Source organism: Rhodoferax sp. GT1R46 (assembly GCF_056521285.1).
Genome location: NZ_JBWMBC010000001.1, coordinates 1129526 through 1155792 on the forward strand (window position 1 = coordinate 1129526; position 26267 = coordinate 1155792).

The 26267-nt window shown below is 56.2% G+C and carries 15 protein-coding genes; 5 read left to right on the plus strand and 10 right to left on the minus strand.

Annotated features, from left to right (window positions below):
* Positions 1–201: 201 nt before the first annotated feature.
* A complete protein-coding gene (locus AC097W_RS05275) occupies positions 202–9132 on the minus strand; it encodes a beta strand repeat-containing protein (protein ID WP_479601245.1) in 8931 nt (2976 codons plus the stop codon).
* 326 nt (positions 9133–9458) lie between these two features.
* A complete protein-coding gene (locus AC097W_RS05280; RefSeq protein ID WP_479601246.1) occupies positions 9459–9887 on the minus strand; it encodes a hypothetical protein in 429 nt (142 codons plus the stop codon).
* A gap of 285 nt (positions 9888–10172) precedes the next feature.
* Between AC097W_RS05280 and AC097W_RS05285 the strand changes: the two genes are divergently transcribed.
* Positions 10173–10307, plus strand: a complete 135-nt coding sequence (locus AC097W_RS05285; RefSeq protein WP_479601247.1) for a hypothetical protein — start codon at positions 10173–10175, stop codon at positions 10305–10307.
* Positions 10308–10336: 29 nt separating this feature from the next.
* On the opposite strand, the gene AC097W_RS05290 is transcribed toward AC097W_RS05285, so the two are convergent.
* The 3 genes from AC097W_RS05290 to AC097W_RS05300 form a co-directional block, all read right to left on the minus strand.
* The gene (locus AC097W_RS05290; RefSeq protein WP_479601248.1) at positions 10337–11785 is read right to left on the minus strand and encodes an HlyD family type I secretion periplasmic adaptor subunit; all 1449 of its coding nucleotides are present in this window, start codon (positions 11783–11785) and stop codon (positions 10337–10339) included.
* Complete coding sequence (locus AC097W_RS05295) at positions 11782–13995, minus strand: type I secretion system permease/ATPase (RefSeq protein WP_479601311.1); 2214 nt, start codon at positions 13993–13995, stop codon at positions 11782–11784. The genes AC097W_RS05290 and AC097W_RS05295 overlap by 4 nt, the downstream gene beginning before the upstream one ends.
* A 117-nt stretch (positions 13996–14112) precedes the next feature.
* Positions 14113–14493 (minus strand): LuxR C-terminal-related transcriptional regulator, encoded by a 381-nt coding sequence (locus AC097W_RS05300; RefSeq protein WP_479601249.1) that lies wholly within the window; start codon positions 14491–14493, stop codon positions 14113–14115.
* Between the two features lie 778 nt (positions 14494–15271).
* On the opposite strand from AC097W_RS05300, the gene AC097W_RS05305 reads away from it, so the two are divergent.
* The 3 genes from AC097W_RS05305 (at position 15272) to AC097W_RS05315 (ending at position 17892) form a co-directional block, all read left to right on the plus strand.
* Entirely contained in the window at positions 15272–16222 is a 951-nt protein-coding gene (locus tag AC097W_RS05305) for a hypothetical protein (RefSeq protein ID WP_479601250.1), read from the plus strand.
* The gene (locus tag AC097W_RS05310; RefSeq protein WP_479601251.1) at positions 16219–17097 is read left to right on the plus strand and encodes an arginase family protein; all 879 of its coding nucleotides are present in this window, start codon (positions 16219–16221) and stop codon (positions 17095–17097) included. The genes AC097W_RS05305 and AC097W_RS05310 overlap by 4 nt, the downstream gene beginning before the upstream one ends.
* Before the next feature lie 171 nt (positions 17098–17268).
* The gene (locus AC097W_RS05315) at positions 17269–17892 is read left to right on the plus strand and encodes a recombinase family protein (protein ID WP_479601252.1); all 624 of its coding nucleotides are present in this window, start codon (positions 17269–17271) and stop codon (positions 17890–17892) included.
* A 441-nt stretch (positions 17893–18333) separates the two neighbouring features.
* Here the strand turns inward: AC097W_RS05315 and AC097W_RS05320 are convergent, their stop codons facing one another.
* From AC097W_RS05320 to AC097W_RS05340, 5 genes are all read right to left on the minus strand, one after another.
* Complete coding sequence (locus AC097W_RS05320; protein ID WP_479601253.1) at positions 18334–20844, minus strand: hypothetical protein; 2511 nt, start codon at positions 20842–20844, stop codon at positions 18334–18336.
* 8 nt (positions 20845–20852) lie between these two features.
* On the minus strand, positions 20853–23627 hold the full coding sequence (locus AC097W_RS05325) for a hypothetical protein (protein WP_479601254.1): 2775 nt from the start codon (positions 23625–23627) through the stop codon (positions 20853–20855).
* A gap of 690 nt (positions 23628–24317) precedes the next feature.
* On the minus strand, positions 24318–24545 hold the full coding sequence (locus AC097W_RS05330) for a hypothetical protein (protein ID WP_479601255.1): 228 nt from the start codon (positions 24543–24545) through the stop codon (positions 24318–24320).
* 11 nt (positions 24546–24556) lie between these two features.
* Entirely contained in the window at positions 24557–25039 is a 483-nt protein-coding gene (locus AC097W_RS05335) for a low molecular weight protein-tyrosine-phosphatase (protein WP_479601256.1), read from the minus strand.
* Positions 25040–25090: 51 nt separating this feature from the next.
* Positions 25091–25768, minus strand: coding sequence for an SOS response-associated peptidase (locus AC097W_RS05340; RefSeq protein ID WP_479601257.1), 678 nt, complete (start codon positions 25766–25768; stop codon positions 25091–25093).
* Between the two features lie 58 nt (positions 25769–25826).
* On the opposite strand from AC097W_RS05340, the gene AC097W_RS05345 reads away from it, so the two are divergent.
* Positions 25827–26267 carry a LexA family protein gene (locus AC097W_RS05345; protein WP_479601258.1) on the plus strand — a complete coding sequence of 147 codons (441 nt, stop codon included), beginning with the start codon at positions 25827–25829 and terminating at the stop codon, positions 26265–26267.

Consider the following 26267-nt stretch of genomic DNA (forward strand, 5'->3'; position numbering starts at 1 on the left):
CATCTGCCGACTTTTCCGAGTGTCAGCTATCAGGAGTTTGAAATTTTCCTCATTACGTTGCCATGAAGAAGTCAGTCGCCACCGACTGGACAGTGCCCAAACCGGAAATTCACCTTCGCATATTCATGACCCGAAAGCCGCCATTCGCTCCCAGATCAAGTAACCCATGGGCAACCGGGATTCCCCGGTCGCCCATCCCGCTTACTGCCAGTTGGCCGCAATTACCGGTGCCAAAGTTGTCGCAGCTGTACCAGTCAGCGTAGTCTGCCCGGCAGCCGGTGGCGCAAACGCCGCCATGGCACTCACCAGGTTCTGCACCTGGCTGTCCAGCAGTGTCTTGCCATCACTGGTTTTGAACTGCTCGACGTGATACTGGTTGCCCAGATACCAGTTTGTAAGGGTGAACTTGTCGGTGGTACCAATGATGTTCACATCCAGGTTGTTACCGGTATGCGTGAACCACAGCTGGTCGACCGCAATGCCGGTATCAAACCGCGCCACATCGGTGTTGTTGAGTGTGGCGTCATTCTCGGTAATGGTGTCTACGCCGTAGCCCCGGCCCAGCAAGTAGGTGTCGCTACCGGTGCCACCAACCAGACTGTCAGCACCGGCTCCACCGTTCAGGGTGTCATTGCCAGCACCACCCGTCAGCGTGTTAGCCGCACTATTGCCCAGCAGCACGTTGTCTACCGTATTGCCGTTACCGTTGACTGCCGTGGTGCCCGTCAGGGTGAGGTTTTCCACGTTGGTGGCCAGTGTCCAGGTGATAGAACTTTGCACCGTGTCGGTACCCGCACTGGCGGCTTCAATGGTGGTATCACCCGTGCCGACGATATAGGTGTCATTTCCTGCACCACCGGTCAATACGTTGGCCGCACTGTTTCCGGTAAGCACGTTGTCCAAAGCATTGCCCGTGCCGTTGATCGCCGTCGTACCCGTCAGCGTCAGGTTCTCGACATTGGCTGTCAGGGTGTAGGTGACACCAATCTGTACTGTGTCGATGCCTTCGTTGAGGTTTTCTGTAACGATGTCGGTGGCGACATCGAGCACATAGGTGTCATTGCCCAGGCCGCCGATCATGGTGTCCGCACCAGCGCCACCGTTGAGGATGTTGTCACCGGCATTGCCGGTCAGGACGTTGGCCACGGTGTTGCCGGTGGCGTTGATTGCCACCGTACCTAGGAGGGTGAGGTTTTCCAAGTTGGTGCCCAGAGTCCGGGTGACCGTGGACATCACGGTATCCGTTCCTGCACTGGCGGCTTCAGTGGTCACATCGGCGGTGTTGTCCACATAGTAGGTGTCGTTGCCGGCGCCACCCACCATGGTGTCCGCACCGGCACCGCCGTCGAGCACGTTGTTGCCAGCATTGCCGGTCAGTGTGTTGGCCAGTGCATTGCCTGTGGCGTTGATAGCGGCCGTTCCGGTCAATGTGAGGTTTTCGACATTGTTGGTCAGGGTGTAGGTGATGCTACTTTGCACCAAATCAGTACCTGCGTTCGAGGCTTCAATGACGATATCGCCGACATTGTTGACCACATAGGTGTCATTGCCAGCCAAGCCTTGCATCTGGTCAGCACCCGTAGTGCCAGTCAGCGTGTCTGCAGCTGCGGTACCTGTGACCTGGTTAATCGCTGTGGCGATGGCGGCCGTTGCAGCACTTGTCGCACTCTCAGCAGTTCCCTGCCCATCTGTGTAACTCACCTGCACACGGACTTGGGTACCGACTTGCGTACCTGTTAGGGTAAAGGTACTCGCGGTAGCGGCGGCGATGGGTGTCCATGTGGTGCCATTCGTGGAGGATTGCCATTGGTAGCTCAGGGTGCCCAAGCCATCCACATCCGCCAGGGTGTTGGCGGCGGTCAGTGTTTGGTTCTGGGTGGCTGTACCACCAATGGTGACTGTCCCTGTTGGCGCATCGTTAACCGCTGCCAGGTTGAAGCTCTGGGTGGCAGCCACGGGCGCTGCTGTTCCATCACTTACCCCATAGCTGAGGCTCACATTGCCGTTGTAATTGGCGTTGGGAGTAAAAGTCCAACTACCAGTCGTTGAATTGAAAGCTGACAATGTGCCGTTGGTTGCGGTCAAGCCCGTGACCGACAACGTATCGCCCTCCACATCCGTGAAACCTGCGAGCAAGTAGGCTTGGGTGATGGTGTAGCTGGTGTCTTCGGTTCCTGCTGTCAAAACGGATTGGGTGCTGCTCAGGACAGGGGCATCGTTGACCGCTGTCACAGTAAAGCTCTGGGTTGCTGACACAGGGGCTGCCGTTCCATCGCTCACGCCGTAGCTCAGGTTCACAATACCGTTGTAGTTAGCATTAGGTGTAAACGTCCAGCTGCCTGTTGCGGCATTGAAAGCAGACAAGGTGCCGTTGTTGGCAGTCAAGCCAGTACCCGACAAAGTTTCTCCTTCCACATCCGTAAAGCCTGCCAGCAGGCTGGCTTCGGTGATGGCGCAGCTGGTGTCTTCGGTGCCAGATACCAGTGTTGCGGTGGCGCTTCCCATTGGTGCGTCATTCGAACCATTGACACTGAGTGTGATGGTTTGTGGTGTACCACCTGCCGTTGCAACCACAAAGCTGTCAACCACGCTTTGGCCCCCCTTTAGCGCTTGCACATTGGACGCAGCATTGTTGAGGCTGTAAATCCACTGGCCATTGGTTCCAATGCTAAAGCTTCCGTAGATGCCAACGAACCCACTTTGTGCAATGAGGGCTGCATCGCTAGCATCACGGTCGGACGCACTCAAAGTGCCACCGACACTCAAAGAGCCATCTTCGTCAACAACCCCTGTAGTACCCCCCGCAAACACGGTCGAATCTTCGGCTCCCGTCAGGTTGATGCTCAGGTTTGCGCTACTGGTGACTGAACCGTCAGACACGGTGACAACAAAGTTTTCAGATGCGCCGGCCTTGAGGCTCTCTATCGCCACGTCATTGGGGGCAAATGAGTAAGCTCCCGTCGCGGTGTCGACTACGAGTGTTCCAAAATTCCCCACCTTGGTACTCACGCCATTGCTCACATTGCCACCATTGATGCCGAACGAGAACAAGTCGCCGTCAACGTCATGGCCAACTAAAACTCCACCATTGGTGACAAAAATGTCATCTGCTGCTGTATCGACATAAACCACTGTCGAGGGAGAATCTAGAGTAGGTGCTGTGTTGAACATGGCCTTGAGCCAGCTCGTGCCCAAGACAGTTCCATCGGCAAACTCAAACTGCTCAACTGCAAAATTGCCACCACCAAGATCGTCAAAACTAATGCCGTCATTGGCTGAAAGAGCGAGCTTTACAACACCATTGGTGCGACTTGCAATGACCATTGTTGTGGTGATGCCTGGACCAAAAACGACACGGTTAATGCCGCTAGTGTCAATGATTCGGTCAGCACCACCGCCAAAACCAAACCTATATTGATCGTTACCGTCACCGCCGCTGAGAGTGTTCGCAGCATTATTGCCGGTGAGCACATTGTCAAACGCATTGCCCGAACCGTTTATCGCACTCGTGCCAGTCAGCGTCAGATTTTCCACGTTGGCTGCCAACGTATAACTTACCGAAGCGTTGATGAGATCAGTGCCTTCCGCCCCCTGTTCAATTACTACATCACCCACGTTGTCGACGGTGTAGATGTCATTTCCTGCACCTCCGATCATCGTATCGGCACCTGTGGCGCCATCCAGCATATTGGCCGCACTATTGCCGGTCAGGACGTTGTCCAATGCGTTGCCCGTGCCATTGATTGCAGCAGTTCCAGTCAGAGTCAGATTTTCAACATTGGCCCCCAGGGCATAGCTGATTGAGGTGCTAACCAAGTCAGTGCCTTCATTGAGGTTTTCGGTGACGACATCACCGGATACATCAATAAAGTAGGAGTCATTGCCAATGCCACCGGTCATCGCGTCTGCCCCAACACCGCCATCAAGTGTGTCGTTGCCCGCTCCGCCAACCAAAGTGTCGTTTCCGCCATTGCCCATCAAAATATCATCCGAGGCGAACCCCTGAATGTTGTCATTCCCAGAACCACCGATAAGCACTGCGGCTTTGACTGCAGCAACGTCCCAGACCGTAGCAGGACTGTCTGTGAACCTTAGTTCTTCAATGACCCAGCCACCAGCACCTTCACCGATGAAATAGTTCGTCACCGTGAGTTGATCAGCGGTTCCAACTATCTTTACAACCAAGTTGTTGCTCACTCGACTTATATTGACATCAGCAGGCAGAACTCCGGCTTTGAACACAATCTTGTCCAAGTTGCCTGCGGTGGTGTCGTTGTCATAGACCGTATCCTGACCATCACCGCGTCCAAAGAGGTAAGTGTCGTTGCCCGTACCACTGTAGGTGCCCCAATAGCCATCGTAGAAATTGCCAATCAAAACGTCATTGCCAGTTCCACCATCGAAGGTGTCATCGCCGGTGCCGCCTTGCAAGTTATCGGCTCCATCTCCGCCATTCAGAGCATCGTTGCCGTTCTCACCTCTCAAAACATCACCACCCAGACCACCATTGAGAGTGTCATTTCCATCTCCTCCGGATAGGGTGTCGATGCCGTCGTTGCCGTTCAAGGTGTCATCTGACGCGTAACCCAAAATCGTGTCATTTCCAGCGCCACCCGAGAGCACTGACGTCTTTACATACGCAACAGTCCAGATCGTTGAGGGGGCATCCGCAAATCGGATCTCCTCAGTTGCCCAACCACCCGTTGCATCGGTCAAAAAATAGTTCAAAATTGTCACTTGGTCAGTCGTCCCAGTGATATTCAGAATTAAGTTGTTGCTCACTCGACTTATATTGACGTCAGCAGGCAGAACACCGGACCTAAAGATGATCTTGTCCAGGTTGCCTGCGGTGGTGTCGTTGTCATAGACCGTGTCCTGACCATCACCGCGTCCAAAGAGGTAAGTGTCATTGCCCGTACCACTGTAGGTGCCCCAATATCCATCGTAGAAATTGCCAATCAAAACGTCATTGCCAGCTCCACCATCGAAAGTGTCATCGCCGGTGCCGCCTTGCAAGTTGTCGGCTCCATCTCCGCCATTGAGTTGATCGTTTCCAGCACCACCAACAAGGGCATCACCATCCATACCGCCGTTCAACGTATCGTTTCCGTTGCCGCCATCCAACGAGTCTGCACCGGCTTCACCATTTAGAACGTCATTGCCGTCACGGCCATAGACTGTGTCATTTCCAGCTCCTGCGCCGATGCTGTCATCCGTTGCATAACCCTGTAGCGTGTCGTTGCCAACCGTCCCTATCAGGGTCTGTTCCTTCACATTCGCCACACTCCATACGGTCAATGGTGCATCGATGAAACGAATTTCCTCCATTGCCCAGCCGCTAGTTGCGTCACTGCCGAAATAGTTCATCACGGTCATTTGATCAGTGCTACCCGTGACTTTGAGTATCAGGTTGTCGTTGATACGACTCATCACGATGTCACTGGGCAGAATCCCCGCCTTGAACACAATCTTGTCCAGGTTGCCTGCGGTGGTGTCGTTGTCATAGACCGTATCCTGACCATCACCGCGTCCAAAGAGGTAAGTGTCGTTGCCCGTACCACTGTAGGTGCCCCAATAGCCATCGTAGAAATTGCCAATCAAAACGTCATTGCCAGTTCCACCATCGAAGGTGTCATCGCCGGTGCCGCCTTGCAAGTTATCGGCTCCATTTCCGCCATTGAGTTGATCGTTTCCAGCACCGCCGGACAGGGTGTCAGCACCATCGCCAGCCATCAATACATCGTCACCATTTTCACCATATAGAGCATCATTGCCAGATCCGCCATCAAGCAGGTCATTGCCATCGCGGCCGTACAAGGTGTCGTTTCCATCATTCCCGGTCAAGGTGTCGTTTGTCGAAAATCCAGTCAACGTATCGTTACCTGCTCCGCCGGTAAACGTTTTGGCATTTACATAGCTGATATCCCACACGGTGGTGGCTGCATCGGTAAAACGAATTTCCTCAATTGACCAACTGCTGGTAACACCTGTGCCAAAGTAGTTGGCGACAACCAACTGATCAGTTGTTCCGGTGATCGTCAGTTGCAAGTCATTCCCTGAGCGACTGAGGATCACATCAGCAGGCAGAACACCGGACTTAAAGATGATCTTGTCCAGGTTGCCTGCGGTGGTGTCGTTGTCATAGACCGTGTCCTGACCATCACCGCGTCCAAAGAGGTAAGTGTCATTGCCCGTACCACTGTAGGTGCCCCAATATCCATCGTAGAAATTGCCAATCAAAACGTCATTGCCAGCTCCACCATCGAAAGTGTCATCGCCGGTGCCGCCTTGCAAGTTGTCGGCTCCATGTCCGCCATTGAGTTGATCGTTTCCAGCACCACCGGACAGGGTGTCAGCACCATCGCCAGCCATCAATACATCGTCACCATTTTCACCATATAGAGCATCATTGCCAGATCCGCCATCAAGCAGGTCATTGCCATCGCGGCCGTACAAGGTGTCGTTTCCCGCCCCTCCGCTGATCGAATCATTGATTGCATAACCCTGCAAAAGGTCATTACCATCGGAGCCCAGTAACACCTGAGCCATCACGTCGGTCACATTCCAGACGGTCGAAGAATCGTCGGCAAAATGAATCTCTTCAATTGCCCAATTGCCAGGAACACCCCCAGAAAAATAATTCACAACTGTCAACTGGTCCGGTGTACCTGCGATTTTCAATATCAGATCAATGCCAGAGCGACTGGAATGAACATCGTTCGGCGATATGCCTGTCTTGAAAACGATTTTGTCCAGATTGCCTGACGTAGCGTCATCGTCGTAGACTGAGTCCTGACCATCGCCACGACCAAACATGTACGTGTCATTCCCGGCGCCGTTGTAGGTGCCCCAGTAGCCATCATGTGTACCTCCAACCAACATGTCGTTGCCAGCGCCACCATCCATGGTGTCGTCTCCAGCACGGCCCTCCAGCGTGTCCCCGTCTGCCCCGCCGTTCAAGATGTCATTGCCGTTGTCGGCCACCAGAAAGTCCGACCCAGCGCCGCCATTCAGCGTGTCGTTGCCATCGCCGCCATATAAGGTGTCATTGCCATCGTTGCCGGTTAGCTCGTCGTCGCTAGCATAACCACGGATCAGATCGGTACCCGCACCACCTGTGAGCAGTACTGTCTTAACGTCTGCAACGTTCCAGGTCGTCGCCAGATCATCTGTGAACCTGATTTCCTCCACCGCCCAGCCTCCCGCGCCATCCCCGGAGAAATAGCTCATCACCGTCAACTGGTCAGTGCTTCCTACGATATTGAGAACTAAATTGTTGCCGGACCGACTCAACTGCACATCGCTTGGAGATACTCCCGCCTTGAAAACTATCGTGTCCAGATTTCCCGCTGCTGTATCGTTGTCGTAAATTACATCTTGCCCGTCACCCCGTCCAAACAAATAGGTGTCGTTTCCAGGACCGTTATAAGTACCCCAGTACCCGTCATGGATGCCGCCGATCAGCGTGTCGTTGCCTGCACCACCATTAATCACGTCATTGCCCGCACCTCCTTCCAATGTATCTGCACCTTCGGCTCCGCTGAGCACGTCATCCCCAGCGCCACCGTTGAAGCTATTGGCACTCGCATCCCCTAGGTATATATCGGCGCGTGCGCTGCCGCTGGACGACGTGCTGAGGTAAATATCCAGGGCTCCCAACTCCGTCCGGATAGGCGAGTCCACGGCCAGAGCGTCCACCCAAGTGCGTAGCGTCTGCGCTGGGTCAAACCCGACAGCCAGCAAGGTGGGCGAGGCGAAGTGGCTCAGCTCCACCACATCAATGATGGCGTTACGCTCGTCAGACACCTTGCGGCTTTCCAACAGGGCCGACACGGCAGTCGTCGAAAAGTGCACGCCAGTCGCATCAATCGTCAAATCAACGCTGTCTAGATAGGGTTTAAGGCGTGTCTGTACCACCAGAGCCGAATACACGCTTTCCTTGAGCGCGTCATAGGCCTGGTGGATAAAGGCTTCTTGCGGGGCGCTGTAGCTCACCACAAAGCCCGCCCCACTGGCGCGCACCCACTTGTCCAGAATGGTCTGGCCGTTAAAGCGCTCCAGCGCCGTGATCTGGGCGTACAGGCTGGGGTTGCTTTGCGCAAACTGTGCCACGGCGGTGACCGAACCGGTACCGTCGGACGGATTGGCCAGCGTGGTACTGGTCTGGATGCTGGTCGCCATGCTGCTCGTCGCTCCCCAGCTCTGGATCAGTGCGTCCAAGTCGGCCATCTGCTGGGCCTTGGTGGCCTCAAGAGCAAACTGGCTCAGCTTGGCTTGCAGATCCGCCGCCTGCGCATTGCCCAGACTCATTGCCGGGCGCAAATCACGCACCAACCCGCTACCCTGCATCTGGGGCAAACCAATGGCTGCGGTGGTAATCGCCGGGTCATCGGTGAACTGGCGGTAGAAGTTGTTGTTGGCCAGCAGCAGGCTGCCTGCCAGCTGGGCGGTACCACTGCCACCTGCAGTGCCGTCTGTTTTGGTGAAGCTTCCGGCAAAGGTCTGGGTGTTGCCGCCACCGAGATTCACGTTACTGGCGGTGCCTGCCACGTTGATGCTGGCAACACCCAGGTCGGCAAAGGTGAATAGCTCCGTGGATTGGCTAACACCATCCTGGTTCAGGTCTTTCCAGAGCTTGACGCTGGCAAAGTCTGCGTCGTTGGCGTCAAATTTTCCGTCGGCGTTGCTGTCCAAGTCGGCCAGGGCTTCAAAGCCATTGGCAGCGGTTTGGCCTGCGCGTGGGCCATTGTTGAGGATGGTGTTGTCACCAAAAAGTTCGCGACCACTGTCTATCGTTCCATTGCCATTCAAGTCACGCACCACGATGGCTTCGCCTGCACCAATCCAGCCAGTGGCTGTCAAGGTGCCGTCACCGTCTTGGTCGAAGAGGATGGGGGCGGCGGGGTTGATACCTGTAGTGGTGATGCCGTTGCCGTCGAGGTCGAGGACTAATGGGTCGCGGCGGGGGGCTACCCAGTTGAGGGCGTTGTTGGTGAGAGAGTTAACCTGAATATTTATCCACTGCGTGTAGGGGTTCCAAACAATGGTTTCAAACAAATCTCGAAGAAAATTGTCTGGCAACATATTGGGGGTTGAAAGCGCCGGAATGCCTGCCGCTACCAGACCGTTCACAACCCAATTTGCACATTGCGATCCATAGCCAATACTGTATGGCGGCGGGTTAGCAATCGACGCATCGATGAAGTCTGTCAGGCGCTGATATTCCTCGGGGGATAAATCGATTTTCCCTGTTGTAGAGTTGTACAGGTGATTTGTGTCGTCGTATATCCATCCTGCACTTGAAGGCGAATTGGCTTCATAGGGGGCAAATCCATAACCCCTTTCTACGCCATCAGGTCCAGTAATCACAAGGAATGCATGGGGTACCCAAGAATGCTCGTCTGACAATGACTCGTTGCCAACCGGATGTGTTTTTACTCTTACCTCTACGATATACATTATTTCTTTCTCCTGTATTCGATTGAGATGTTGATTTTGGTTTTTGCCCAAAAAGATTTGGCCAATTCTTCTGACTTGCTGCCCTCGATGATCCCAACGGAGATCACTTTCATTTCTGGATTGACGAAGAAGGTTTTTGAACAGATATCAGATACCTCCTTAATCACTTGCTCATCTCTGACTTCATAAATATCTATACCAACACCTCCGCTCTGGGGGTTAGCAAACAGAACTTGCTTACGTTGACAATCCGCCTTTGACTGGCAGACTTTGTTTTCAATCAGTATTTGTTCGATTTTTTCAACCAGCTCAAGGCGCTGCCGTTCGAATGTGCGATCTTCATTGCCTGCAGTGCCGTTGCCAACGAAAGCAATCGACACAATCGCAGCACACAGTGGTACAAGGTATCTCATCGCCTGACCTAACATGTTTGACTCCCCAGGTTAATTCGCACACTTCCAAGTTCAGAACCCAACCTCTTGTCGTGCCGGTCCTGCGCGTAGTTGGGACGTAGGCAGCTACCAAATTTGCTGCAATTTTTTGTTGCGATGGGTTCCATTTTTTGCAGGGCTTGTATCCCCCACGCATATTTCATACGCCTCCCCAACCATTTGTGCCCCGCAAGCCGCATGGAATAAGCGTGAGAGGTTTTGGAATTTGAATTATTCAAACCCAAACCAAGCCCGCAGGCGTGCCGGGGCACTGGAGCCAATTTGCGGTTGCCACAGAGCGGGCAGACGCACCACCGTGTTTATGCCTATGGGCAGGCGTGCCGCACGCGTACCGCCCGCGAGCGCGCAGGGGACCCGGTACGGATGCCCGGCGCGCTGACCCATCAGTTGACGTGATTTGTGTGTGCATGTTGTGTCCCATTTTTCTACCGCTCCCTCAAACTCTCTGATCCCGCCCTCTGCACCGGGCTCAGCAAAAACTCAATAATCCGGCGCTTGCCGGTCTTGATCTCCGCCGTCACATTCATCCCCGGACTCAATGCAATGCGCTTGCCGTCAATCAGCATGTCTTTTTGATTGAGCGTCAGGGTGGCAGGGTAGTAACTTCCCTTTTTCTCATCGGTGACCGCATCCGCCGTGACGTTATCCACCGTGGCTTGCACCGTGCCGTATTTGGTAAAGCTGAACGTCTCCAGCTTCACCTCCGCCGTTTGCCCTTGGTTCACAAACCCGATGTCCTGGTTGGCAATGCTGACTTCTGCCGTCACCTGCGTGGAATCCGGCACGATGATCATCAACGGCTGGGCACTGGTGACAACCCCGCCGATGGAGTGAACCGCCAGTTGCTGCACCGTGCCGTCCACGGGTGACGTGAGCCGGGTTTGTTTTTGTCGCTGGGTGGCTTTGCTGCTGTCGGCATTCAACTGGATGCGTTTGGTGCTTGCTTGCGCGTAGCGGTCATTGAGAAGCCGCTGGGTTTCTGCCCGGTACGCAACTCGGGCTTGTTCGGTTTCATGGGCGGTGGCGACGGTCTCTGCCAGCTTAGCGCGTTGGGTAGTCAGGTCCCGCTCCAGCTCCACCCGTTCGCGGGTTTTGTCCTGGGTGGCGTGGCTGGAGATAAAACCCTGGTCTACCAGTTTGGTGAAGTCGGTTTCCCGGGTTTGGGCCATGGGCACGGTGGCTTCGAGCTTGGCGATGCTGGCCTTTACCGTGGCAATCTCCGCTTGTCTGCGGGTGGCTTCAGCGTCCAGCTTGGAGAGCTTGGCACTGATGTCTTGCCATTCGGATTGGAGTTGGCTTTTTAGTGCCGAATCGGCCTTCAGCCCTTGCAGCACCTGCGTGAGCAGCTTCTCTTTTGATAGCAACTGCAACAGAGCTTTGGTGCGTGTTTCTTCGCTGAGGGCAGCATTGAGCTGCTCTTGCACACTGGCTTTGTCAGCCGTGGCCATGGTGGGATCCAGCTCCACCAGCACTTGGCCCATTTTGACTTTGTCACCATCTTTGACGAGCACCGCTTTGACCACACTGGCTTCTAAGGGCTGGATGGTTTTGGTGCGGTCAGAAACGATGATGCGGCCTGGGGCGACGGCCACGATGTCCACCTCGCCGAAGATGGACCAGGTAATGGCCAGTACAAACAATCCCATAAGCAGGTAGGCAAAGCGCCGGGGTGCCGGATGCACAGGGGTTTCCTGCAAACTCAAGGCCGCTGGCAGAAACGCCACTTCATCGGCCATGCGGGCTGGGCCAGCCAACTCTGCTCGGTGGGCCCACGCGATTTGAACAATGGCTTTGTAGCGGGCCAGCAGTTCTATGACCGGATGGGCGGGAGGTGCCGGGGTCGGAACTGAAGGGTTGGCGGCAGTCTGGTTCATGCCCGTTCCTCCTGCTCCACTTTGACACCATCCTGCATCGCCCACAGGTGGGCATACAGCCCCTGCGGCTTCTGGATCAAGGCTTCGTGGCTACCTACTTCCACAATGTTGCCCCTCTCCATCACGATGATGCGGTGGGCTTTGCGCACGGCGGACAGGCGGTGCGCAATGATGAGTACGGTGCGGCCTTGGCAGATGTACTGCATGTTTTTCTGAATGATGGCTTCACTCTCGTAGTCCAATGCACTGGTAGCTTCGTCCAGGATCAGGATGCGCGGGTTGGTGAACAGGGCCCGGGCAATGGCGACCCGCTGGCGTTGACCGCCCGAGAGGCTGCCGCCTTGCTCACCCACCACGGTGTCATAGCCTTCGGGCAGTTCACTGATGAAGTCATGGGCCCCGGCCAGTTGGGCCACCCGCATGACAGCTTCAATGGGCGCAGCCGGGTCGGCAATGGCGATGTTTTCTCGGATGGAGCGGTTGAAGAGCAGGTTATCTTGCAAGACGACGCCGACCTGGCGTCGCAGTTGGGCCGCATCGATCAGGCTGATGTCGATGCCATCCACCAGCAGTCTTCCGCCTTCCGGGCTATAGAGGCGTTGCACCAGCTTGGTCAGGGTGCTTTTACCGGAACCGGAGCGGCCGACGATGCCGATGATTTCACCGGGGCGAATGTCCAGGCTGATGCTGTTCAAGACCGGGATGGCTTCCGGACGGTAGCGGAAGGTCACCTTGTCCAAAGTAATCCGGCCCTTCAATGCGGGAAGCTGGGCCGTGCTGGTGGGTGGCACTTCTGTGCGGGTATTGAGGATGTCGCCCAAGCGGGCCACCGAGATACCAGTTTGCTGGAAGTCGGTCCAGAGCTGGGCCATGCGCATGATGGGTTGCGAGACCCGGCCTGCAAACATGTTGAAGGCGACAAACTGGCCTACGGTCAGCTGGTTGTCCATCACCAGCTGCGCGCCGTACCAAAGGGTGGCGGCATTGACCAATTTGCCAATGAGGTTGACGCCTTCATGGGCGACACTGGCCAAGTTCTGGGTTTTGAAGGAGGCAGCGACGTAGGCTGCGAGCTGGTTGTCCCAGCGTTTCGCAAAGCTGGGCTCCAAAGCCGAGGCTTTGACGGTCTGGATGCCGGTGACGGTTTCGACCAGCATGGACTGGTTTTCTGCACCGCGGGCAAACTTGGTGTCCAGGCGGGAGCGCAGGACGGGAACCACGGCCAAAGACAAACCAAAGTACAAGGGCAGGCTGACCAGGACAATCAGGGTCAGAGGAACGCTGTAGAACAGCATGACCGCAATGAACACCACCGAGAAGAACACATCGAGCAAGACCGTCATGGCATTGCCGGTGAGAAAGCTGCGGATGTTTTCCAGCTCGCGCACGCGGGCGATAGAGTCACCGACACGGCGGGCCTGGAAGTAGGCCAAAGGCAACTGGATCAGGTGACGGAACAGGCGGGCACCGAGTTCGACATCAATGCGGCTGGTGGTGTGGCTAAAGACATAAGCCCGCAAAGCATTCAAGACCGATTCAAACACCACCACGATCACCAGACCGATGACCAGCACGTCCAGGGTGGTCATGCCTTTGTGGACCAGCACCTTGTCCATCACCACCTGGAAAAAGAGTGGGGAGACCAGCCCGAAGAGCTGCAGCATGAATGAGATCAGCAGCACCTCGCCCAAGAGCTTGCGGTATTTGATCAGGCTGGGGATGAACCAGGTGAAGTCAAACTTGGCCAAGGCACCGGCCAGAGAGGCGCGGCTGGTGATGAGGATGACATCACCCGTCCAGCGCTTGGCAAAGGTCTCGATCGGTTCAATCGTGGGGCCACTGCCTTGCTGGGCTACATCTTGGTACAGCACCCGTTTGCCATCGCTTTGCGCCAGGATGACCACACGCTGTGAGCCATCGGCGGTATTTACGGTGGCTAGGGCTGGCAGGGGAAGAAGCCCCAAACGGTCGATGGTGGATTGTGTGTGCTTGGCTTTAAGGCCCAGGTGCTGGGCGGCACGCAGCAGATCGGTGGTGCCTATGCTATCGGTGCTGGCAATGCCGAGTTGGTGGGCCAGGGTGGCAGGGTCGGCGGCGACCTGGTGGATGCGGGCGATGGAACACAGGGCGACCAGCGGGGCCAGACCGGTCAGCGGATCACCGAACGGCGCGCCCCCTTCCACTTGCGTGAGCGGGTGCTGGATCGGCATGGACTCGACCGCGCTCACGCGGTCTTCCCCACAAAGGCACTGGTTTGGCTCAATTGAACTCACGTCCGTGCCGGACGTCTCCCTGTTAATTGTTTTTGAATTACTTGAAATAATTCTTTAAAAAATCATAGCAGTTTCAAAAAGTACATATGTACCGACTTTGTAACATTGAGTCGTTTCGGAGCCTGCGAGGCGGTCAATCCATGCGGGGAAATGTGAAGGTCGTTTGGCTTTGCGGCGGTCTGTGTTGGCGTTTTGTCGACGGGCAGCCATTGCGCGGTTGGTCATGGGGACAGTGCGGGGTGCGTGGGTGCGAAACCAGATAACCGCGTGTATCCGGTTGGCGGCGCCGATTCGGCTGTAGAGTGCGCTAAGTTGGTTGCGGATGGTGTATTCGCTTTTACCGAATAGGACGCCGAGTTCCTTATTGCCGACCCCAGTGTCTAGGGCTTGCAGCAGAAACCATTCGTGATCACTCAATACGGTGCGGGCTGTCAAATCACTCTCCAATCAAAGCTGGTGCATTGATCTTAGCAAGGCAGGCGGCCTATTGGAGCCCATATAGCGGGCACTGGCCAATGGCTGGACCTGGTCATCATGCGAAGTCCACCTATCAGGTGGGACTTCCCTGAAGCGGTCATCAGTGACGGGTATTCATAGGCTGATGAATGTCAGCTGTCAGGCGTTGAATTCAGTGATCGCTAAACCCGCATTGGGTCGACTGCTGCTGAAGATCAGTCGTTTTAATTTTGGATTTCTTGTCTATAGAACCTACCAACCAGCTGGTGAGGTCGCAGAAAATTTCGCTAGTTGACATTGCCCGTCTACACGGATTAACATGCAACCACGCCGTTTTAACCAATGCAACTTGCAGGGCGTGTAATAAATTCTGCTAAAGCGTGAACCGCTCTGAGCATTGTTCACAGCGGTTTTTTTGTTTCTGGTCTGTTCACAGACCGTCGCCGGATTTGATACGACATCTTGCCGGGGCGACTCATAAATGCTGGCTAAAGCGCCGGCTCTCCAGAGAACCTGGAAGCCATTTCTTGAAATGACTTTGGAGAGAACACCATGGCTGCACTGCACCCGCCCCACCTGCGTCACTGACGCTTCTTCTTAGACCGAGCCGTCACCACGAAGGCGCAGCTGCGTCCCCATCCGGACTCTGCTCTCATCGTGGTGGGGTAACCCACGCCTGAAATCTGGCCATCGTCATCGGCGCCAGCTATCGGGCCGTGATGGCACGGGATGTTTTGACCCGCAATCTGGAGCCCCCATGTCAAACACGCAAGCAGCCAAAGACCTGACCCACAACGTCAGGCCCATCGATTCCTGCTTGAAGGACTACCTAACTACCAAAGGCATTCGGCCCGCCACCTGGCGGCTGCTCTGTCGCACCGGCACCGCCTGGATGCACGAGTTCCTGGTGTACTACCGCTACCGGTCCAAGCGCCGCATTCACCCCACCGTCCTGTTGGACCTGGTGACGATTGCCCAGGCATTTGGCAGCAAGCGCCTGGTTCCTGCCTGGATGCTGCATGCCTTCTTGCAGTTGGGCGGCAACCCCAACGCCCCAAGTGCGGTTTACACCCTTCGACTCGATGATCTATTTCCGGTGTGCAGGCGCCTGGGGGTGCTGTGGGTACGCGCCAATGCTGCGGATGCGGCGGTGCTGCAAGACCGCTCTGTGGAGATATTCCGCTGGGCGTCTACGCAAGCCTGCTGCATCGCGCCAGGAACCCTGCGCAAGGCCTCATTGCAGTGGTTTGTTCACCAGGTCGATCTGCTGGCCTTGAAGGAGCGCTTGCAGCTGCAGGGTGCCGCTGGCTGGAATATCCCTTACGACCTGGAGCGGACCTTCCCCCTCGAGACCAGCCCCGGGGTCACGGTCGCTGCCGTCATCCTGAGCACCCCGCTGGAGGTCTGGGAAGAAGGTCAAGTGATGCGGCACTGTGCCCGTACCTATATCGACCGGTGTACCAAGGGTCGCGTGCTTCTGGTCTCACTGCGCAGCGCCTCCAAGCAGACGCCATTGGCCACGGTGGCGTACGACCGGACCGATCCCCAGTTGCCCATCAAAGCCATCTCGGGTTTCGCCAACCGTCTGGTGGACCGGCAGATTTGCGATGTGGCCAAGGCCTTCCAGGCGGACTTGCAGATTCAACACACCGCCCTGGGGCTGGCACCAACCGCCCCAACCCTTACCACCCAGCAGGAGATTGCATGACACATCCCATCTATTACCGACCAGAGATGTCCGTACCGGGTCTGGATTCGTATTCACCGTCCGCGGGCAAGCCGGATGCTTTCATGGCCATGGCCCGTACCGCGGGGCTGGCCAGACGGGTCAAGACCTTCCGCCCCGCCAGTCGAGCAGACCTGTGTCTGGCGCATGACCCTGCGTATGTGGAGGGGGTCTTTGCGGGAACCATCAACAACGGCTTTGAGAACAACGACCCTCGGGTGGCCCAAGCCTGTCTTTACACCGTTGGCAGCATGGTCGCAGCCGCACGCGATGCCTGGACTTCCGCGCAGCCGGTGTGTTCTCCCACCTCCGGGTTCCACCATGCACGCTATGCCGACGGCGGGGGATTCTGCACCTTCAATGGATTGATGGTGGCGGCGGCCAAGATAGTGCTGTCGGACCCCGATGCGCAGGTGGGCATCCTGGACTGCGATATGCACCGCGGTGATGGCACCGAGGATATTCTGCAGCGCAAGCCGGAGCTGGCCCGACGCATCTGCCACCAAACGTCTGGACGACATTTTTATGGCGGTGAGAGCTCGGGGAGCTTCTTTGCCTGGCTGCGCAGCGCCATCACCGTGCTCAATGCCGCGAAGTGCGATGTGGTGCTGTACCAGGCTGGGGCTGACATGCACCTCGACGACCCCCTAGGTGGCCTGCTGACCACGGCAGAGATGGCCCAGCGGGATCACATGGTCTTCACGGGGCTGAAATGCGGGGTGGCCTGGAATCTGGCAGGCGGGTATCAAACACGCCCAGGTACGACCGAGCAGGAACGGTTGGAGCCGGTGCTGGCGCTTCACCGGGAAACGCTGCGCCATGCCTCTCGGATGTGGGTGAAATCATCACCTCAGTAAGTCGGGGCCATGAAACACGCTGTGACGAGCCTCTGGGCTATACCGAAAGGCCCCATGAATTTGACCTGTCTTTCCCCTCGGGGCGGCGCGTCGTTTCGATCCATACGACAACCACTTGGTTGGCGTATAGCCACGCTAGTAATCAAAAAATCATTGACGATTGGAATAGCGATGACAACTACATCCCGATTGCACCGACCACTGCGTGCAGCGTTGTATGCACGAGTCTCAACTGACCGCCAATCCACAGACAACCAACTGCGTGAGCTTCAGCAGACTGCAGAACGTCAGGGCTGGTTAGTAGTGGGTGCCTTTGTAGACACAGGCATCTCAGGGGCCAAGGGTCGCAAAGATCGGCCACAGCTCGATGCCCTGCTCAAAGGGGTGGCGCGAAAAGACTTTGATGTGGTGGCGTCCTGGTCAGTGGATCGACTTGGGCGTTCACTGATTGACCTGGTGGGACTGCTGCAGGAGTTGCACGCAACAGGGGTGGACCTGTATCTGCATCAGCAAGGTGTCAACACGACTACACCTGCCGGCCGTGCACTGTTCGGAATGATGGGGGTGTTTGCTGAATTTGAACGCGGGATGATTCAGGAGCGGGTGAAGTCAGGAATGGCTAGGGCTAAAGAGAGAGGAACTAAGTCTGGAAATCCAATTGGTAGACCTGCCGTGACGTTAGACATCCAGGAGCGAATCCTTGAACTGCGTGGCAAAGGAATGGGGATGATCAAGATTGCCCGAGAGGTGGGTTGCGGGGTGTCGGTGGTACAACGAATCACCAGGGTGGAGTAGCGGCGGGGATTCTGTCTGTCGGCAAAAATTCGTTCGTCTCAAGTAACTGGGCGGCAGGTTCGGGCCAAATGCAGATGTCGACGGTAGACTGCTTTGTGGCGACATCGACCACCGAAGTTGTCGCCATGTTCGCGCTCGTTACCGGTGGCATCTACAGGCTGTATCCGGACGGTCAACTCAAATGGGTGAGTGGCCGCTCCGATTTAAACAGGTCACACGAAGTACAAATTAAGGGACCATCGCCGACACCTTCCCGCCCCGTCGGTCGAACGTCGCGGTGAATGTGTCACCCCCTTCGACGCGGCCAATGTTGTCGACAACGCTCAAGACAACCCGAGTTGGCGACACCACCAGTTCTTCTAGTTCAGTAGACGAGAGTGCGCCGTGTCGCGCGTGTACCGAAGCTTGACGGCTGAGTAACAGTGCTAGGTGCCCAACAGCTCATAGCACGGGGTCGTGAAATCGGTACTGCCGGCCACGTTCGTTAACGGCAGCCACGTGGCGCAGGGCTTCGGTATCCAGCAGGCCATGCTTGCGCAGCACTGCGTACAGTTGGTAGAACTCACCCTTCAAATTCCCCGCGAAGATGCCGGGATCGTCTGATCCCAACGACACCATGATGGGTACGTCGCCGGGTTTGATGAAACCAGGTACTCCCATCCAGCGCATGACGTGATGCTCTTCAAAACGCTCGTACTGACTGATGCGCACATTGCTGCTGGGTAGCGTTTCGATGACGACGCGTCTGTCTGCCACTCGCGCCATCAGCGCTTGCTGTAAACGCAAGTAGACAGCCGGGGTAAACAAAGCGTCCTGAGCTTCAATCTCCATCAATGCTTCGCTTCTCCCAATCAATTCTGGATCATTGTGCCAAGTCCAGAGCAACTGGAAAGCCTCAGGATCCCGATCTCTAGCCTCGCTGACCAAGCGAGCCTCTTCACGCTGACTATCAACCAGCGAGGAGTCTACCCATTGCCAATTCTCGTCCCGCTGCAACTGGCTGACAAAGCCCATGTGCAAGCCCCGAAGCCTCATGGCACGCTCAAAAAAATTGGCCGCGACAGAGGTACGGAATACATGCGGTAGCAAGGCATTCAATTGCATCTCGGCTTGATAGGCCTGCGCAGAGCAATCCGGCAACTCGCGCAGCAGCTGCCAAGCAGCCAGCAGATCCAGCAATCGCTCACTGCGACTCAAATGCAAAGTCCCTGGCATACGAGACAGCCACAGCGCCGGATCAATACCCAAAGCAGTACCATGACCAATGCGCGAACCGTTGTGCAAGTTCAGCAGCTCTATGGCGTCCAGCATGTGCCTCAGGCCTGTCAGCAAATGGGGGAAGTCTTCTCCAGCGTGATAGCTGCGGTGCCCGAGGCCAAGTCGTTCGGCTTGGCGAAATATGCTGGCGAACACCTCAGGTGGTGCGTGCAGTTCGTTGGCCGCACCATCCACGCCACGCACCCAGCGGCGCAATCGTGGGTAATCCCGCAAGGTGATGCGGAGATGGGTCATTTGTGATTCGAGCGTGCACCGAAGTTTGTAATACCGGTAGGGCCCCTGCCTCGGCTTCCATGGTTGCTTGATGAAATGGGCCACCAAGGCAAGTTGCTGACGCTGCGGCCAACGGGCATTCGGCCCCGTGCACACCTCGTCCAGCTCCTGCAAAGTTTTGGACAGCGAGGGTGTATGCGCTGAGTCGTTGGCCTGCAGCCCGTCCCGAAGATAGGCAAGGTAGCCGCCGAGGATCTGCTGCAACAAGCGCGCATTGTCAACAGAGCGACCCTTTGGCGTAAAGCGCCCTTCCATATAGGCGGTGTGGCTGCGCTGCTCATAAGGGCCGTGCATGTCCAAGAGCCGTTGCACATAGCTTCTCTCGGCCCGCGTTCGAAGGTCGGTGAGGGTGTACTTCTGGAACTGGTCGAAACCGTACAGTTCTTCGCCCTGAACCATCAGCTCCCGGTACTGGTGCTGTAGCAACAAGTACAAATGGAGCATGCGGGCAACCCGGATCGACAATTGAGGCTGACAAAGCAGATGAGTCAGCCAATCCAGTTCACCGGACAGCTGCTCAGCTAGGCCAGTATGCTTCAGCATGTAGGGGCGCTTCACCTCCGGAGCAATGCAAGCGCTTTCGTAGCTGCGCAAATCACCAGCGCGCCAGGGTGCATTCAAGGGCAACTCACCTGGGCGCAGCGCCGCGTAGACCAGCCAGGCACGCAGCCGACCTGCCAACACCAGGTCTCGGCGCAATTGCGCCGGCTCGAACGCGCTCTCGTGCAGTCGAGCTAGCTCCTGCACGCGATCGCCCGCCGAGGAGCGCTTAGATGCTCGCCACAACTCGCTGAACAGTCGAGCCTCACGGTTGGGGTGGGCCAGCGCCCGCAACCAGCATTGCTCTGCAAAAGTGCTGCCATTCAGGTGCATATGGCTTTCGTGCAGACCTTCCCGACCGATGTAGTCCTCCACCGCACCGTCCCTAGGCGTCGGGCAGGGCAAGGCATGGTCACGCTTGCGGCCCATCAGCGCCTCGACTGAATCATGCCCAGCCAGATGGCCTCCACGCTTCACATGCAAGGCTTGCATTGCCGCGACGATGGGCACGCTGCTGACGCGGCTCAATACGCTCTGCTGCCATTCGCCGAAGCGGTCCAGCTTCACCTGAACCTGCCCTTGCTGCACCTCCAGGAACTGTTCGGCCAGCAAGCGCAAAGCAGCGTCAGCAAGATTTTCGTCGGTCAATCCTTGCTGCCGCGCCGCCTCAAATCCGAGATCGAAGACGTGATCAGGCAGTCGGGCCTGCCAGCGCTGGTTGCTGAGATAAAGCTGCTGCCGCAAGTCGCGGCGGTCTTGCGGAACGGACCAATCACTGCTGAGCAGGTGCTGACGCACCAACGAACTGCTCAGAGTCCGGCAGCACAGCAGGGCCAACTGGGGAGCAAGCGCGCTGGCCATGTGTCTACTCAATTTTCTTGCGCCTGTTCAGGCTTCTTGCCTGCCGACTTGATGCGTGGCTTTGCTTCGGACTTCGTGTCAGCCGGACTACCCCCGGACCTTGTGACGGTGGTTTGTCCGAGGATTGACCACGTATGCTGGTCGCACATCACGTCCTGCTTCAACTCAGCCGAGGTCTCGATTTTGAGTTTACTCCCCAAGGCTTTGACAAAGTTCTGCATCGTCAAATCCTTAGCGAGCCCCTTTTGTCCATCTTTGATCAGCCCCAGCAGGAGCGGGCATGATGCAATCATGAACGTCAGTGGTGCAATGGTGGGCGTGACGTCAATGTCTTTAGAATCATCAGCTCTGATGAATTTTCTGATCACAGGCTCGCCCGAGGAGCGTGGGTTTGATCGATTTATAGCCCCCTCGGCAGAGCCTAAATCGCGATGGTGATAGTCCACTTCCTCCACCAGGCAGGCATTGATCAACGCCCAAGAAAACAACTCCATGGCCTTGACACAACGCTCACTTTCGAGCGTCGCGTTGGTTGCGCGCATATTGGATGAAATGTTGTCCAGACTGAAGTACAGGCGATTCCAGATCTTCCCAAGCATGACGGCCGACGGATGGAAATACTTTTTCAACGGTTCGCAAATCTTCAACCATAGCTCAACACTATTCACGAGCGATTCAAGTGCAGTACGCTCAGCGACTTCTTTAGGCGATTCAGCCTTTTTAACATCTTCACGGGCACCGCCACCTTCGTTTTCGCTTTCGCTTTCGCTTTCGCTTTCGCTTTCGTCTTCGCCTCCGCTAGAGATCAGATCCGACCAATTCGGCAACGAGACTGTCGGTGTATTTCTGACCTTGTTCAGCTTATCGGAAATTGACTTCTTGAGATCCGGGTCGGACGAAACGTCCAACTCGAGCAAATTGGCAATCAACCCCAACGTATTGAAAATTGACAAATAGCGCTGTGTGTTATTCGACCTCTTGACACCGGACTGGCTGAAAGCAATTGCCGGATAGGCTTGATCAACAGACAGACCATTCAAGGCTGCATTGAGCTGGCCGTCAAATGTCCTTGCACCGCCTTTACTACCGGTACGCACTCCGACGATACCCTGTCGCAACTCCCAGCCATTCGACGTACTTGCGCCGATCAAGGCCGCCGTGGCGTGCCAGGACCAATTCAGCGCATTGTCCGTGCGCCCTACGGAAAGGTACTGCTTGATCCTTTTTTGAAGTTCCAACGCATCCTCTGCCCCGGCTGATGCAGTGCCACTCTTCTTGGCGACCAAATGGAAAATGTTGCTACTGCCTGCGGTGACGAGCATGTAGGTAATGGCGCGCGCCGGATCGTTCTCACACAGACGGGCAACGTCCGCAGCCAGCGAGACATAGGCGCTCCGCAGTGACGAATCTCGTGCTTGCGGGCGGAGGTAAACGGCCGTGTCGGGCTCGCCATCGCGCACACTAAGGTTGAAGGCCGCTTCAATGGTGGCGTGCAGGTCACCCTCGGCAATGCTCTCCACATCGACATCGTGGCGGTAAAGGCTGCTCAGTGCGGAGGCTCGCAGCGCCTCGCTGGCTGCATCAGTTGGTTTGGCGGCTTCGCTCTCTGACAACTTGTAATACGTCGACAGGAGTTGCAGCACCGACCGGACCGGAAGCTTCAGCACGTGCTCGCGGAAAAGCGTTTTGTCAGCCTTGGACCTGAGCTTCAGGCCCTGAATGGCGATTTGGTCGACAGCACCGTGAAGAGTTTGCTCACTAGCTACACCCGGCGTGATGACCGAATACGCTTGTCTCTCGGACAAGGTATGAAGGGTCTTCAACTGAACCCGTTGTTGAATAGGAAAGAGCTTGAGGAGGTACTGATCCTCCAGATGTTCCACCATGCGATCCTGCTGTTTGCGGCGGTCCGCATTCAAGCCCTTGTCTTCGCTGGCGAAGTCTTTCTGGAAATGGTTTTGCACCAACAGCGAGTACATCTCAAGATCACCCGTGACAAGGGCAACAACCTGCGGCGTATCGAGATACTTGCGAAGACACTCCAGCACCTCCATAGCCAGTTCAGCCTTAGTGTCAGCGTCGTCAATGGCCAAAACCAGCGCGTCCGCACCATACATCTTGCAAACGGAGTCGATGACGCTATGGAGCTTGCTGCGTAACTGCTGACTGTCTGCGGCCCGTTCCAGGCCGTGGTCTAGGAACAGTTCAGCATCCAGATCGTCAAGGCCTGTCTTGTTGCCGCTCAATACATGCAGGCCACCGGCAAGATCCTGGAAAGATTTCCTGAAATTTTCCTGCTCGCGCTCGCCAGACGCACTTCTATCCTGGCAGCATTTAGACAGCTGCTTCAGCTGCTTCAGCCGCTTCAAGATGTGCAGCAGGACGTGTTCGCTGGACTCGATGCGGCTTGGATCCAGATACATCAGCGGCAGGACGTTGACAGAGCGGCTGCTCTTCGCGTCGTTTTTCTGGTTTTGCCTTTCACCTTTATCTTGATTGCCCAGGTTTTGGTAGGCATAGCGCAGGAATGTCGACTTGCCCGCCCCACGCGTGCCATCGATGAAATAGGTCAACCCACTGCCAAGGGGGTGACCATCATCGTCAACGCTTCTGTGCTTGGGCGTGGTCTTAGCAAAATCTTGCGCCTGCTTGATGTCTTTATTCAGCTTGCTGAGCAAATTCTCGTAAGCCATTCGTTGAATTAGCTGCGAGCCTTCAGCGACGGGTTGGCTGTGGTTGCTGCTGTTAAGGTCAATGACGATGGGGTTGGAGGTCTCATGCATGGCAAAGGTGGGGAAGTTGGAACTGGGAATACTATCCTCAAATTGCACCGCTTTTCACTTGGCATGCTGCACGATGTGCAGCCATCCCTGAAGTGTGATCTCAAAGCCTACGGCTAAGGCAGACCGTTAGGCCTTCGGAGGGCTTGCTACTGCCTACCCCTCGCCTACGACTCAGCAGGGCGTGAGGGCTGTTTAGAAATTGCCTGTGGAGGGCAGGGGTGCGATCTACTAGCCTACTGCGAGCTGGCGTGCGAACAAAGATCTGCAGGATCGCGCACGTCTGTAGCCGAACTGTCGTCGGGCGGCTAGATGACCGCCCGGCAAGCTGACCGACGAGAGCGTCCGGTCCTGGCCGTGAGCTGTCTTTCTCGCCGATCCCAATGACCAACCGCTTCCGCTGCATTACAGTCTCGTGGTATCGATGCAGGCCCGTCATCTATGAACGGCGGCTTTGAGGCAATGAATCTGTATAGATGGAATTCCGCAATGGGTCGGTTGTTGACCATTAGCGTTTGTCAGAGTGCTTGCTTGTGAACAGATTCAAAACCTCAGCCACTCGCGCTCCAGCCAGTGCTAACAGATACAACATCGCCGGCGTGTATTCCTCAATATACGCAGGCGTCATGCGTGCCCTGTGATCAGCCCCAGCATGGCTACAACGAAGAGTTTTTGAAGTCCGGTTGCCACGCGCTATCGACTCTCCAGAGACTTGCGGATTTCCACAATCGTGTGACCCATCTGGGCGTCGGCAGCGACCTCCAGTCCCAACTGCCGTGCGATGTCGTTCACGATGAAGGGGTTGAGCGGCAAGCCACCGGCATCCATGGCAGTGATCAGATCTCTCGCTCTCTGCTCGACCGAGACTGGTTTGCGTTGCGGTCGTGTACCGCCCAGGTAGCGGGTTAGTAGGGCGCTCAAGCGATCACTGTTCATCTAAGTTTGCCGTTCTGAAGATACAGGATAAATCCATCACTCGCGTCTTCCACCAGATCCAGCACCTCTTCAAAACCGTTGGCACCGCCATAGTAGGGATCGGGCACGACTGGTCTGTCAAACGCCTGGCAGAACTCGGTGAAGCGTCTGACCTTGGGCATGTGCCGGGGCGGGCAGATGTCTTGCACCAGCGCCAGGTTGTCCCAATCCATCACCAGGATGTGATCAAACGCGTCAAAGTCAGAGTCCCTGATCTGCCGTGCACGCAGATCTGACAAGTCATAACCTCGTTTCGCCGCATGCCCCTGGGATCGCTCATCAGGTGGACTGCCCGGGTGGTAGTTGTGAGTACCTGCAGAGTCCACCGTCACCAATTTATCGAGCCCCAAGGACTGCACCTTGTGGCGGAACACGCCGTGGGCGGTAGGGCTCCTGCAGATGTTGCCCATGCAGACAAAGAGGACGGAGGTAGTTTTCACAGTGGCGTGGCTTTCAGGGTGGGGGATGCCGGGACTTGCCGCATCCGTTGCCTACATGGGAAGAGATGCTTGCCGTGGAGCAGGTTCTGAAGCTCGAACGCAGAGTTCTACAGGATACGGTTGCATGAACTGCATGCTGGATGTCTCAGGTGCGTTCAACCAGTCGCTGTAACGCTCCTGGGGAAGAATGACCACCATCCGCTTTTCATCTGTTGGTTTATGGAAGTTCTCCATCAGCGCATGGCCATCGGCATTGATCGTGAGCATGGTGTAACTGTGCAGCAACTCCCCCTTGGGTGACTTCCAGGAGGCCCACAACCCGGCAATCCCCATGGGTTCCCCATCTACACGTTCAATTCGGGTGGCGATCGCTTTGCCGCTGCGCCAGTCTGGCTCGTAAATGGCCTGCGCCGGGATGATGCAGTGCTGCGCCCGCTTCCAGGCATCCCTAAAGCTGGGCTTCTCCGCTACGGTTTCACTGCGGGCGTTGTAGGTCTGGCGGGCAATCTTGGTATCTGTCGCCCAGTGCGGCACCAGGCCGAACATGCCACTGACGCTTTCCAGGGGCGGCACTGCCTCATCGCCCACATCAGCATGGGGATGACGGCGAATGAAACTGCCCATGTAGCCGGGCCACAGGTCGAGCTTGCCAGGCTCCAGCGGAGGGGCGACACCGAACGCCCGGATGTACCGTTCGGATTCTTTGACGGCTTGGTAATGGCTGCACATGATGGGTTAAATCGTAATCGGATGGTGACTTTTGCGCTCCCATCACTATACTGTACGTATGAACAGTATTATTTCCAGTCAGCTTCCGGTGCCGGTCTCTACGGTTCCGCTTCAGGGTTTGCTTCTGAAGAACCGGGTGTGCGCTGGTTTTCCGTCGCCGGCCGAAGACCTGGGGGCACAACGGATTGATCTGACTGAACTGCTCATCAAGCATTCCCAGGCCACCTACTTTCTGCGGGCCAGCGGCCATTCCATGGTGGAGGTGGGCATCTTTGACAACGACATTCTGATTGTGGACCGTGCCATCAAGCCCCGCCATAACCACATCGTGGTGGCTATCGTGGATGGGGACTTCACCGTCAAGCAGTTGTACCAGCGTGCAGGCCGCATCAAGCTCAAGGCGGCCCACCCTACGTTTGCGGAGATCGTTCCCAAGGAGGGGCAAACGATCGAAGTCTGGGGCGTGGTGACGGGAAGCGTCAAACAGTTTTTGACCTGA